The sequence below is a fragment of the Maritalea myrionectae DSM 19524 genome, from assembly GCF_000423365.1.
In the GTDB taxonomy this organism is placed as follows: Bacteria; Pseudomonadota; Alphaproteobacteria; order Rhizobiales; family Devosiaceae; genus Maritalea; species Maritalea myrionectae.
The window spans coordinates 376,069-388,078 of record NZ_AUHV01000004.1 but is presented as its reverse complement, the minus strand read 5'-3'; the positions used below and the strand labels follow the sequence as shown (position 1 = coordinate 388,078).

General features: G+C 52.4%; 12 protein-coding genes. 11 read left to right on the top strand and 1 reads right to left on the bottom strand.

Going from position 1 to position 12,010, the window contains the following annotated elements; translation table 11 throughout:
* Positions 1-63: 63 nt before the first annotated feature.
* From scpB to G549_RS21475, 9 genes are read left to right on the top strand one after another with little or no spacing between them, the layout of a single operon-like run.
* On the top strand, positions 64-747 hold the full coding sequence (scpB, locus tag G549_RS0113075; protein WP_051213800.1) for an SMC-Scp complex subunit ScpB: 684 nt from the start codon (positions 64-66) through the stop codon (positions 745-747).
* A 3-nt stretch (positions 748-750) separates the two neighbouring features.
* On the top strand, positions 751-1,872 hold the full coding sequence (locus G549_RS0113070; protein ID WP_027835400.1) for an ABC transporter ATP-binding protein: 1,122 nt from the start codon (positions 751-753) through the stop codon (positions 1,870-1,872).
* A gap of 55 nt (positions 1,873-1,927) precedes the next feature.
* Positions 1,928-2,137, top strand: coding sequence for a twin-arginine translocase TatA/TatE family subunit (locus tag G549_RS0113065; RefSeq protein ID WP_027835399.1), 210 nt, complete (start codon positions 1,928-1,930; stop codon positions 2,135-2,137).
* Positions 2,138-2,188: 51 nt separating this feature from the next.
* Positions 2,189-3,016 carry a Sec-independent protein translocase protein TatB gene (gene tatB / locus G549_RS21480; RefSeq protein ID WP_027835398.1) on the top strand — a complete coding sequence of 276 codons (828 nt, stop codon included), beginning with the start codon at positions 2,189-2,191 and terminating at the stop codon, positions 3,014-3,016.
* On the top strand, positions 3,016-3,843 hold the full coding sequence (gene tatC, locus G549_RS20290; RefSeq protein WP_051213798.1) for a twin-arginine translocase subunit TatC: 828 nt from the start codon (positions 3,016-3,018) through the stop codon (positions 3,841-3,843). The genes tatB and tatC overlap by 1 nt, the downstream gene beginning before the upstream one ends.
* 38 nt (positions 3,844-3,881) lie before the next feature.
* A complete protein-coding gene (gene serS, locus G549_RS0113050; RefSeq protein ID WP_027835397.1) occupies positions 3,882-5,159 on the top strand; it encodes a serine--tRNA ligase in 1,278 nt (425 codons plus the stop codon).
* Positions 5,160-5,954, top strand: coding sequence for a 5'/3'-nucleotidase SurE (surE, locus tag G549_RS0113045; RefSeq protein WP_027835396.1), 795 nt, complete (start codon positions 5,160-5,162; stop codon positions 5,952-5,954).
* Positions 5,944-6,609, top strand: a complete 666-nt coding sequence (locus G549_RS0113040; protein ID WP_027835395.1) for a protein-L-isoaspartate(D-aspartate) O-methyltransferase — start codon at positions 5,944-5,946, stop codon at positions 6,607-6,609. Before surE ends, G549_RS0113040 begins: the two co-directional genes overlap by 11 nt.
* A 53-nt stretch (positions 6,610-6,662) precedes the next feature.
* Positions 6,663-8,036, top strand: coding sequence for a peptidoglycan DD-metalloendopeptidase family protein (locus G549_RS21475; protein ID WP_084634169.1), 1,374 nt, complete (start codon positions 6,663-6,665; stop codon positions 8,034-8,036).
* Positions 8,037-8,069: 33 nt separating this feature from the next.
* Here the strand turns inward: G549_RS21475 and G549_RS0113030 are convergent, their stop codons facing one another.
* Positions 8,070-8,936, bottom strand: a complete 867-nt coding sequence (locus G549_RS0113030) for an ATP-binding protein (RefSeq protein ID WP_027835394.1) — start codon at positions 8,934-8,936, stop codon at positions 8,070-8,072.
* 158 nt (positions 8,937-9,094) lie between these two features.
* Here G549_RS0113030 and yajC point away from each other — a divergent pair, with 158 nt between their 5' ends.
* A complete protein-coding gene (gene yajC, locus G549_RS0113025; RefSeq protein ID WP_027835393.1) occupies positions 9,095-9,433 on the top strand; it encodes a preprotein translocase subunit YajC in 339 nt (112 codons plus the stop codon).
* 32 nt (positions 9,434-9,465) lie between these two features.
* A complete protein-coding gene (secD, locus tag G549_RS0113020) occupies positions 9,466-12,009 on the top strand; it encodes a protein translocase subunit SecD (protein WP_027835392.1) in 2,544 nt (847 codons plus the stop codon).
* The last annotated feature ends 1 nt before the right edge of the window (position 12,010 follow it).

Genomic DNA, 12,010 nt, shown 5'->3' with positions numbered 1-12,010 from the left:
TAAAGGCGGCTGGCGCAAGGATTGTGCCTTTTGTCCCTGCTGAACGAGTGAAGAAAGCATCCCATGGAGCCAAACGGCCAACATAGCGACATTCAGACCCGCAATTTGCGGGTGCTGGAAGCATTGCTGTTTGCCGCCAAGGAACCGTTGGGGGCCGATGATTTGCGCCCATATCTGTCGGAAAATGCCGATCTGGCTGATTTGTTGGATCAATTGCAGCAGCGTTACCAACATGCAGGCATCAATTTGGTGCAGCGCGGAGAAAAGTTTGCTTTCCGAACCGCCGAGGATTTGTCATTTTTGCTGCGGCGTGACGACGTGGAACAAAAGCCACTTTCGCGGGCTGCACTTGAAACGCTATCCATCATCGCCTACCACCAACCGGTAACGCGCTCTGAAATCGAAGAGGTGCGGGGCGTTGCAACGTCCAAAGGCACGCTTGATGTATTGATGGAAGCTGGATGGGTGCGGATGCGCGGCCGTCGACGCACACCGGGTCGCCCCGTCACCTATGGCACCACCATGGGTTTTCTGGATCACTTTGGGCTGGAACAGATCACGGATTTGCCTGGCCTTGGGGAGCTCAAAGGGGCAGGGTTGTTGTCATCGAACTTGCCGCCAGATTTCAGCGTACCCAAACCAAGTGATGGTGACCTAACGTCGGATGAAGACCCACTCGAGCCTGATGATGCCGGTGATGATTTGCTGAGCGATTTGGATGCGCGTAATCAACCCAATGAAACCTAATTTATGACCCAGCACCGCATAGACACCAGCAACGTCAAATCAGATGTGAAGTGGGGCCCGCGCGGCACTGCGGGCATCAGCTTTGCCGCCGCGCTTGAATTTCAAGAGGTCAGCTGCAATGTGGGTGATTCCCACGTGCTCAAAGAAACCAATTTTGAAACGGCACCTGGCGAAATACTCTGCCTTTTGGGCGAGAGCGGTTCCGGTAAGTCGACAATTTTGCGTGCCGCTGCCGGCCTGCAAGAAATTGATTCTGGTCGCATTCTGATTAATAAGCGCATTATGTCCGCCAAAGGGGTGACCGTGCCTCCGGATAAGCGCGGCATTGGCCTGATGTTTCAGGACTTCGCTTTATTCCCGCATCTGTCCATTTTACAAAATGTTGAATATGGGCTGAAATCTCTAGGCCGTGAGGAAGCGCGCAAACAAGCCTTGCAAGCCCTCAAGCGTGTTGGTCTTGAAGGGCGCGCGACCGATTATCCTTCTCAACTTTCAGGCGGCCAGCAGCAGCGTTTGGCGCTTGCGCGGTCCATTGCCCCCAAACCAGGCCTATTGCTTCTGGATGAGCCATTCTCGTCGCTGGATGCGCGCTTGCGTGAAAGTGTGCGGGCCGAAACATTGGCGGTGCTGCGGGAAACGCAAGCCACGTGCATCTTGGTGACACATGATCCAGAAGAGGCCATGATCTTCGGCGACAAAATTGCTCTTTTGCGTGACGGGAATATCGCCCAAATCGGCACATCAGACGAGATTTACAATCACCCGAAAGATTTGGATGTGGCTCGGTTCTTTTCGCCAGTCAGTGAGATTCCTTCTCGGGTTCAAAGCGGCATGGCCCGCACGCCTTTTGGCAATGTTGATGCCGGAAACCGCCCCGATGGCGCGCGTGTCATTGTGGCCATGCGCCCAATTGGCGCAGTCTATATCGATGAGAGCGGGCAGGGCACGCCGGGGCGTGTTGTGGCCAAACGCGATGCGCTTGGCGTTGATACACTTGAGGTTGCTGTGGCGGGGGTCGACAATACAATTCGTCTGCGTCAGCCTTCAAATGTCAATATTCGTCCAGGTTTGGATGTTAATATTGCGATTAATCCAGAACACGTGCTTGTGTTCGACGCGATTTGACCATATTTGATGGAGTGTAGATCGTGAATAGATCACTAGTTGAAGGAGTAAGAGAATGAATCCGGGTCCATGGGGTATTCTCATCATCGCTATTGCCGCTTTGCTTTTGTTTGGCCGCGGCAAGATTTCTGGCATGATGGGCGAAGTCGCTTCTGGCATTAAAGCCTTCCGCAAAGGCATGCAGGACGATGACCAAAAAGTTGGCGAAATTGACGCCAAGCAAGAAGCAAAAGTTGAAGAAAAAGAAAAAGAGAAGCAAGACTAATCTTAGTTGAGCTTTATCGTCTGATCGGCGCAAATTCATAAGAGGGGCACTATGCTCAATATCGGCTGGAGCGAGATGTTGATCATCGCAGCAATCGCATTGATTGTTGTGGGGCCAAAGGACTTACCTGCGTTGCTGCGTCAACTGGGTAATGTGTTCTCTTCGGTGCGTCGAATGGGAAATGAATTCAAATCTGAACTGTCTAAAGTGGCAGCGATTGATGAATTCAAAGACGCCAAAAAATCAATCACCGATCCGTTAAATCAGACATCCAAACAGATTTCTGATGAATTTAACAAGGTGAGCGACAAGGGCGTCGAGCCGACTGGCAAAATCAAGCCTAAGGTTGAGGGGAGTGAAAGCGTCGCTGATGAAATACGCGAGGCGGCGGGGCTTCCCCCTGTGCCACAGCCAGATCCTGAGGCTGCGGCATCTTCCATGAAAGAAGCGGTAAAACGCGGACAGGAACGTGCAGCCGAAGCCGCTGCACAAGCCGAGGCGGCCAAAGCGGCAGCCAAGGCGAAAACGGTTGAGGGCGAAGCGGCTGCAACGCAAGCAGCGACAGCTGGAAAAACAACCAAGACCCCGGCCAAGCCAAAAGCCGCGAAGAAAGCACCAGCGCGGAAAACTGCGGCAGCGGCGAAAACAACCACCGCCAAAACCAGCTCTGCGCGCAAGGCGTCTGGCACAGCGGCGGCCAAAAAGCCTGCGGCGACGAAAAAGCCCGCAGCATCAAAAGCTGCGGCGAAAACGACGACGGCAGCAAAGAAGCCTGCAACACGCAAAACAACTGCACCGCGTAAGACGGCCGCCACCAAGAAAGCGGCGCCCGCGAAAAGTGCAAAGGCCACCAACAATGATGCGAAGGAGCAGTCATAATGAGTAAGCTCCTTGAAAATGTTGAAGATCAGCAGGCCGATGAGGATCAAGAAGTTGCGCAAAGCGAAGCGCCCCTCATGGAGCACTTGGTGGAGTTGCGTCAGCGTTTGATCTATTCGCTGGCAGCTATCGCTGTGCTCTTTATCGTTTGTTTTTTCTTCGCCAGCCAGATTTTTAATATTCTGCTTGGGCCATTTGAACGCGCCGTAGGCAATGTGGAAGATGTGGAGCTGATTTATACAGCACCACAGGAATTCTTCTTCACCCAGCTTAAAGTTGCACTGTTCTCTGCAATTTTTCTAGCATTCCCAGTGATTGCTATCCAGATTTATCGCTTCATCGCCCCCGGGCTCTACAAGCGCGAACGTCGCGCTTTCTTGCCCTTTATCTTGGCAACGCCGGTGCTGTTTGTGATGGGCGCAAGCTTGGTTTATTTTGGGGTGATGCCTCTAGCGATGAAGTTCTTTATCTCGCTGGAACAAACCGGTTCGGGCCAAGCCTCCATTCAAATGGTAACCCGCGTATCTGAATATTTGTCGTTGACCATGACACTCTTGCTGGCTTTCGGCTTTTGCTTTCAGTTGCCCGTGGTGCTTGTGTTGTTGGCGACGGCTGATTTGATCACGTCCGACAATCTAAAATCCTGGCGCAAATACGCCATTGTGGGCATTTTGACCCTGGCCGCATTTTTGACGCCACCAGAGCCCATGACACAGCTCGGGTTGGCCGTGCCAGTATTCCTGCTTTACGAACTCTCGATTCTGGCGGTGCGTCTCGTTGAGCGATCGCGCCGGCCTATTGATCCTGAAGCCGATTCAAGCAACTAATCAAAAATACAAAAACGGCAAACCGCCGGAGATGAATAATGTTCGATATTAAATGGATCCGCGCCAATCCAGACCTATTTGATCGGTCTTTGGCACGCCGAGGCGCTGAGCCTATGGCTGAAGCACTTGTCGCGCTTGATGATGAGCGCAAGAAAACTGTGCAACAACTCAATGAATGGCAAGGCACGCGCAACGCATCTTCCAAGCAGATTGGGCAGGCAAAAGCCCAGGGTGATGAAGAAAAAGCGCGGGCGCTGCTTGCAGAAGTTGCCGACTTGAAGGCCAAAGTACAGGCTGGCGAAGATCAGGAACGTGAGCAGACGGCAGAGCTGAACCGTATTTTGGCGGGGCTGCCCAACTTGTTGCTGGATGACGTGCCCGATGGCGAAGACGAAGATGCCAACGTGGAACGCCACAAAGTGGGCGAGCCGAAGCGATTTAACTTTGAGCCGAAAGAGCATTATGAGCTAGGCGAAGCGCTTGGACATATGGACTTTGAAACCGCAGCGAAAATTGCGGGTTCGCGCTTTGTGGTGTTGAAGAGCGATATTGCGCGGCTCGAACGGGCACTTGGGCAATATATGCTCGATTTGCACACACGCGAACATGGCTTCACCGAAGTTGTCGCACCGCTCTTGGTGCGCCCTGAAGCGCTATTCGGCACAGGCCAATTGCCCAAATTTGCCGAAGATGCGTTTCAAACAACAGATGATCGCTGGCTGATCCCGACATCTGAGGTCTCTCTTACCAACTTGGTGCGCGAAAGTATGTTGAGCAAAGAAGAGTTACCTTTGCGCTTCACGTCTTTGACGCCATGTTTCCGGTCTGAAGCTGGATCTGCCGGTCGCGACACAAGAGGCATGTTGCGTCAGCACCAGTTCTATAAAGTAGAAATGGTTGCCGTCACCGCGCCGGATAAATCGCTGGACGAGCATGAGCGGATGCTTGGCTGTGCGGAAGCTGTGATGAAAGGCTTGGAAATTCCTTATCGCGTTATGCGCCTTTGCGCTGGCGATATGGGCGCCACCATGCAACGCACCTATGATATTGAAGCGTGGTTGCCGGGTCAGGACACCTATCGGGAGATTTCTTCTGTTTCCGTTGCAGGTGACTATCAAGCGCGCCGCATGAACGCGCGCTATCGCGATGAAGACGGCAAAGCACAATATGTCCATACATTGAACGGTTCTGGCGTGGCTACAGGCCGTGCTTTGATCGCAGTGATGGAAAACTATCAGCAAGAGGATGGGTCTATTGCGGTCCCAGATGTCTTGCAGCCCTATATGGCTGGCCAAACTGTGATCTCGGCTTCCTAGATGAAAAGCAACCCGCGCATCCTCATCACCAATGACGACGGCATCGACGCGCCGGGCATAAAAGTCTTGGAAAATGTTGCGCGGGAAATCTCTGATGATGTGTGGGTGGTTGCCCCGCAAACCAACCAATCTGGCGTAGGCCATAAATTCACCCTCGGCCATGAGTTGGAAATTGAGCAGCGCGATAAGCAGATTTTCGCGATCAATGGTTCACCTGCCGATTGCATCGTCACAGGCATGACCCATCTGTTGAAGGACAAAAAAGCCGATCTGGTTTTATCGGGCGTGAATCGCGGGCAAAACATTGCGGATTTGGTCAATTGTTCTGGCACCGCAGCAGGAGCGCGGGAAGGGGCCTTGCAAGGCGCCCTTGGCATTGCACTCAGCCAAAGCATGGACTTTTCCAACGAGCACATGATCGAATGGGATTGTTCAAAAGCGTATGGTGCGCAAGTCATTAAACAGATCATGGCATCCGCGCGGGGCACTGAAACCTATTACAATGTGAATTTTCCGCGTTGTGAAGCTAAGGATGTTACGGGCGTTGAAGTGGTGCCACACCAGCGCTTTTCCACATCGCCGTTCGAATATTATCCCTCGGATAATGAGGGGAAACATTTTGTAGCGATTTTGCAAACACCAACGCCGCTCACACCTGAGGCTGATTGCGTCAGGTTGCTTGAGCACAACGCGATCACCGTTACCCCCCTTTTGCTGCAGCAAACAGATATGGCAGAATTGAAACGTCTGGAAGGCGCATTTCAGTTTTCAAAGGCCAATCACGATGCAGGATGATGATCAGCCACAAAATTTAGAATGGGCCAAAGCCTCCCTAGTGCTCGGCCTGCGCCAAAAGGGCATCACACAACGCCTTGTGGTAGATGCCTTTGAGCGGGTGCCCCACGAGCTTTTCGTGCCAGATGAATATGCCGATCACGCCTATAAGGATTGCGCGTTGCCGATCGAATGCGGTCAGTCGATGACCTCACCGGTCAAGGTGGCCCAGATGCTCAGTAAGCTGAAATTCGATGAGCAGGTGCCCAAAATTTTGGAAATCGGCACGGGTTCAGGATATGCAACAGCGCTGCTTTCACGATTTGCAAAGCGCGTCTTTTCCATCGAAAAATATGGCACATTGCTTCGGCTGGCTCAGGATCGGTGGGAAAAACTCAAGCTTTCTAACATTGTCAGCTTGCACGATGATGGCCTGGCCGGGTGGAAGCATCAAGCGCCTTTTTCGCGTATTTTGCTCACAGGATCGGTGCGCGAGGTAACACCCGATTTGCTAGATCAGCTCGAGGATGGCGGCATTTTGCTGGCACCTGTTGGTGCGCCAAACGAGCTGCAACAGCTTATCCGATACGAACGGATTGGCGATCAATTTGCTGATGATGTTGTGGGCACAATTCGTCTCGCGCCATTAATGCATGGAAAATCTCAAACTCTTTAAACTCCCCTTTACCTTAATGAATCTATATTGGGCTGAGTAAAGTTGTATTGAGTATGAGTAAAACCATGATAGTGCGCCAAAAAACACGGCTGTTGAAAAACAGTGTCGCCCTTATTTCCGTTCTGGGTGTCGCCGGGGTTCTGGCAGGCTGCACCACAGCGCGGTCTCCCTTCATCTCAAATGGTCCGCTGGTCACAAATTCTGTGAACACTGCCCAAAATGCCGATTTAAATCAGGCAATGCCAACGGCAATCGGGACGCCGCAAAACAGTGCGCAGCCCCTTTCGCCAGCACCTGTTCGTGTGGCGCAAAATTCAAATGCACCATTTACACCACCTGCGGATGTGGGCGGTAGTGCACAAATGGGCTATCCGGCTTCCGGTTCACAAGATCCGTTATTGGCCGGCAATTATCCGCAAACACAGGCGTCTAACTCTAATTTCGGCAATGTGGCCGCAGCACCGTCTCAGGTTTCGCAGCAACCTTTGCCTAGTTTGTCACCACTTCCAGTAAAGAGTACCTCAACCATGACAGCGTCCACTTCGCCCGCTGAGATTCAAACTCAGCCACAAACATTGCAGCCGCCAGCAACCGAAACCGCAGCAACGCCGCGTTTGGTGCCTGAAAATGCCTTCATGCATAAAATTGAGGCGGGCGAATCACTCTACGTGATTGCGCGGCGCTATGACGTAACGGCTGATGCCATTGTTACGGCCAACGGTCTGGCCTCAGCCGACCGTATTTTTGTTGGCCAAGAGCTGATCATTCCCGGTCGTCCGGATTTGATCGCTCAAAGAGCGCCAGCGCAAAAAGTTGCTGAAGTGCAAACGTCTATACCTGCACCGCAGGCTGTTAGCGACGCACCACAAGCTAGCCCAACGCCAATCGCGCGTCCTGCTGGTCTGAAGGTTGCGACAAAACCGACTGCGCCAGCGGCGACACCAACACCTGCGCCAACACAAACAGCGCAGCCTGCTGCCGCACCGAAAGCTCAAGAAGAGATCAAAACCGCATCAGTGCCGAGCACTCCTGCGGTTGCCGCGCCGCAAGCCGAGTCACAATCTCAAGGTTTCCGCTGGCCGGTTTCAGGGCGCATGATTCAAGATTTCAAGGCGTCGAAAAATACAGGCATTAACATTGAAGCGCCAGAAGGCACGTCAGTGAAGGCCGCCGATACAGGTACCGTGATTTACACGGGCAACGCAGTTGAAGGCTACGGCAATCTCGTTTTGATCAAACACCCGAACGGATATGTGTCTGCTTACGCTCACTTGAGAGACATCAGCGTCTCCAAAGGTGCCAACATTCGCCGTGGCGAGCAAATTGGCTCCGTTGGCCTGACAGGTTCTGTGGCGCGTCCACAATTGCACTTTGAATTGCGCAAAGGTGCAACACCGGTTGACCCGGCACCATTGTTGGCCAGCTAAATCTATTGAATTAAAGACAGTAAGAGGGGCGCGTCAGGAAATGGCGCGCCCTTTTTTGCCGGCCAAATGCCGCACAAATTGGATCGCTACGCGCCCGGAGCGCGATCCGCGCGTTGCCGCCCATTCAATTGCCGCCGCACGCAAAGCATCCGCTTCTTCCTCAATGCCAAAATAATCACAATAACCCCGGATCATGTCCAAATAGGTATCTTGATCGCAATTGTGAAAACCAATCCACAGGCCAAACCGATCAGAAAGCGAAACTTTCTCGTCATTTGCCTCATTGGAATGGATTGCCGCCCGCGCTTCATTGTCGATCATTTCGCGCGGCATCAAGTGTCGACGGTTTGATGTGGCGTAAAACAGCACATTTTTCGGACGGCCTTCCAAGCCGCCATCGAGCACAGTTTTGAGCGCTTTATAGTCCGTTTCTTCGCGGTCGAAGGATAAATCGTCACAATAGACGAGGAATTGCATGTCCTGCGTTGCCAATTTACGCATCAATTCGGGGAGGGTGGCAATGTCTTCCCGGTGGATCTCCACAAGGATAAGCCGTTTGATGCCATTTTCATGGGACGCTTGCTCAACAATTTCGCCATGGATCGCTTTGACGATAGAGCTTTTGCCCATGCCCTTGGCGCCCCAAAGCAGCGCATTGTTGGCACCTAAGCCCTTGGCGAACTGCAAACTATTATCGAAAAGCGTTCTTTTTTGCGGTTCAATCCCCTGCAAAAGATCAAGTGCGACTCGGTTGACATTGTGCACGGGCATGAGCTGGCTGGTGCTGCCTTCCCATTGGTACGCGTTTGCGTCACCAATCACCACCTGATCGCTGCTTGGACGGCTGGCCAACACGCGTAAAGACTGTGCAATATCGGCCAAGAACTCACTTAATTTCATTTTTGCTCCAAACTCATGAAAAAAGGTGGGGTTTTCGCTTTGCATTTCAAAAATCCCCCCTATATATTCCCGCAAAACCAAACCAACCCGTGGCTTGGGCTTTCTCTCAGATTATGTGAAATCTGAAATGAACAAAAGCCACATCAAGGAGTATCCGTATGTTTGTCTCTCCCGCATTTGCTCAGGCAGCTGGCGCGCCAGGTGCAGCAGATTATTTGACCAGCTTGATGCCAATCTTGTTGATCATCCCAATTTTCTATTTTTTGATCATTCGTCCGCAGCAAAAGCGCGTGAAAGAACAAAAGAACATGCTCGACGCCATTCGTCGTAACGACGTGATCGTCACCAATGGCGGCATTATCGGTAAAGTGACACGTGTCAAAGACGATAATGAACTTGAAGTTGAGCTGGCTGAAAATGTGCGTGTGAAGGTTTTGCGCTCAATGGTTGCTGACGTGCGCACCAAAGCAGAGCCCGTCAACGACAACAAAAAATAATTCTTTAAACGCGAACGCTAGGTTTTCTTGCGATGCTAAATTCTTCTCCACTCCGCGCGGCACTGATTGTTATTGTGGCGCTTGCCGGCATATTGTTCACGCTGCCGAACTTTGTTGCACCCGCAACACTGAACAGCTTGCCTGACTGGATGCCAAAAAAGCAGATTGTCTTGGGGCTGGATTTGCAGGGCGGTTCACACTTGCTTTTGGAAGTGAATCGCGAAGAAATCGTGAGCGAACGCGTAAAAGAATTGCGGCGTGAAGCGCGGTCTATTCTGGCGAACGACAATGGCATTGGCCATTTGATCAAAACCGATGAGGCCAAGCTCACCATCGAGTTGACCGACAAAGAAAATCTGGAAACAGCCCTCAATGCCTTGCAGGAGCTGGACGTTCCGTTGTCGCAGTCGCTTGGCGGTGTTGGTGGTATTGATGAAATGATCATCAATCAAACACCTGACCAGCTTATCACGATTGAGCTGACGGAAGAGGGCATTTCAGAGCGCTTGTCATCTGTTGTGGCGCAATCCATTGAAGTGGTCCGTCGCCGCGTTGACGAGCTGGGCACAACAGAACCGACCATTCAGCGTCAGGGCAATGATCGAATTCTGGTTCAAGTGCCCGGGTTTGATGATTCTGAACGCCTGAAAGACGTAATTTCTAAAACCGCGCGTCTCACCTTCCACATGGTGCACCCCACCATGAGCGCTGCCCAAGCGAAAATCCAAGGACTGCCCGATGGCACCATGATTTTGCCGAGCCAAGATGGTGGCGAGGAATTGGTGTTTGAAGAAGTGGCAATCGGCGGTGAATCTTTGGTCGATTCACAACCCGGATTTGACGCACAGAACAGCTCGCCCATCGTGACCTTCCGGTTCGATACACGTGGCGGTGTAAAATTTGCGGAAATTACCGCCAACAATATCGGCAAACGATTTGCTGTTGTGCTGGATAATCAAGTGATTACCGCACCGGTGATCAATTCCGCTATCCCTGGCGGTTCCGGGCAAATCTTTGGTAACTTCACTGCAGAAAGCGCCAATGACTTGGCCGTCTTGCTGCGGGCAGGTGCCTTGCCAGCGACCTTGGACATCATTGAAGAACGATCTGTTGGCCCAAGCCTTGGTGCGGACAGCGTGGCGGCCGGTGAAACGGCTGGTGTTGTCGGTGGTATCCTTGTGATCATCTTTATGGTCGTTGCCTATGGCACATTTGGTGTGTTCGCCAACATTTCCTTGCTCCTCAACATCACGTTGATTTTGGGCACGCTGTCGCTGTTGGGCGCAACGCTCACGCTGCCTGGTATTGCGGGTATCGTGCTGACCATCGGTATGGCCGTGGATGCGAACGTGCTGATTTATGAGCGTATCCGTGAGGAAAAACGGGCAGGACGTGGTGCCATTCAAGCCATCGAAGCTGGTTTTCAGCGAGCGTTTACGACCATTTTGGACGCGAACGTCACCACGCTGATTGCCGCGGCGATCCTGTTCTTCCTTGGCTCTGGCCCCATCCGTGGTTTTGCGGTGACCTTGGCCATCGGTATCATCACCACCTTGTTCACAGCCTATGTGCTGACCCAGTTCATGATTTCGCGTTGGTACGCGCGTCGTCGCCCGAAAGAGCTAAAAATCGCACTCCTCAAAGTTTGGCCGGAAAATTTCAACTTTGAATTTATGAACTTGCGGAAACTGGCTTACACCTTCTCAGCTGTGCTGGTTGTGGGGTCATTGGCATTGTTTGGCGCCAAGGGGCTCAATCTCGGCATCGATTTTAAAGGCGGCTCCGCCATTGAGGTTCAGTCGATTGAAGGCCCTGCGGACATAGCCGAATTACGCGAAATTGTGGGCGCCCTCGATCTTGGGGATGTTCAAGTTCAAGAGTTTGGCTCCGATATTGACGTGTTGATCCGGGTAGAAACCCAGCCGGGCGGTGATGTTGCGCAGCAGGAAGCCGTAACTAAGGTTATCGAGGCTGTTGAGGCCGTCGGCTATGATCGACGCCGTTCTGAGGTGGTTGGCCCCACTGTCTCCGGTGAGTTGGCACAAACAGGTACATTGGCTGTTGTAGCCGCTATTGTTGCGGTGTTGGCCTATATCTGGATGCGGTTTGAGTGGCAATTTGCTATCGGCGCTGTTGCTGCCTTGGTCCATGACGTGCTGCTGACAATCGGCTTGTTCGCACTGACAGGACTGGAATTCAATCTTGCCTCCATCGCGGCGATCCTGACGATTGTCGGTTACTCTTTGAACGATACGGTGGTGATATACGACCGCGTGCGGGAGAATCTGCGCAAATATCGTAAGATGAGCATTCCCGAGCTGTTGAACATGTCGGTCAATCAGACCCTCTCGCGTACGATCCTGACATCGATCACCACGTTGCTCGCCTTAGGTGCATTGGTGGTGTTCGGCGGCGAGGTGATCCGCAGCTTTACCATTGCTATGGCTTGGGGTGTGCTTGTGGGGACATATTCAACCATATTTGTGGCCTCTCCATTGTTGATCAATTTCAACCTCACCAGCCGCAAAGAAGCTGCGCCAAAAGAAGAACGGCGCGCGGATGGGGCATCGGTTTAAG

Bases quoted from the DNA above. Each gene is read 5' to 3' on its own strand.
- scpB (WP_051213800.1), top strand. From the start codon at position 64: ATGGAGCCAAACGGCCAACATAGCGACATTCAGACCCGCAATTTGCGG.
- G549_RS0113070 (WP_027835400.1), top strand. From the start codon at position 751: ATGACCCAGCACCGCATAGACACCAGCAACGTCAAATCAGATGTGAAG.
- G549_RS0113065 (WP_027835399.1), top strand. From the start codon at position 1,928: ATGAATCCGGGTCCATGGGGTATTCTCATCATCGCTATTGCCGCTTTG.
- tatB (WP_027835398.1), top strand. From the start codon at position 2,189: ATGCTCAATATCGGCTGGAGCGAGATGTTGATCATCGCAGCAATCGCA.
- tatC (WP_051213798.1), top strand. From the start codon at position 3,016: ATGAGTAAGCTCCTTGAAAATGTTGAAGATCAGCAGGCCGATGAGGAT.
- serS (WP_027835397.1), top strand. From the start codon at position 3,882: ATGTTCGATATTAAATGGATCCGCGCCAATCCAGACCTATTTGATCGG.
- surE (WP_027835396.1), top strand. From the start codon at position 5,160: ATGAAAAGCAACCCGCGCATCCTCATCACCAATGACGACGGCATCGAC.
- G549_RS0113040 (WP_027835395.1), top strand. From the start codon at position 5,944: ATGCAGGATGATGATCAGCCACAAAATTTAGAATGGGCCAAAGCCTCC.
- G549_RS21475 (WP_084634169.1), top strand. From the start codon at position 6,663: ATGAGTAAAACCATGATAGTGCGCCAAAAAACACGGCTGTTGAAAAAC.
- G549_RS0113030 (WP_027835394.1), bottom strand. From the start codon at position 8,936: ATGAAATTAAGTGAGTTCTTGGCCGATATTGCACAGTCTTTACGCGTG.
- yajC (WP_027835393.1), top strand. From the start codon at position 9,095: ATGTTTGTCTCTCCCGCATTTGCTCAGGCAGCTGGCGCGCCAGGTGCA.
- secD (WP_027835392.1), top strand. From the start codon at position 9,466: ATGCTAAATTCTTCTCCACTCCGCGCGGCACTGATTGTTATTGTGGCG.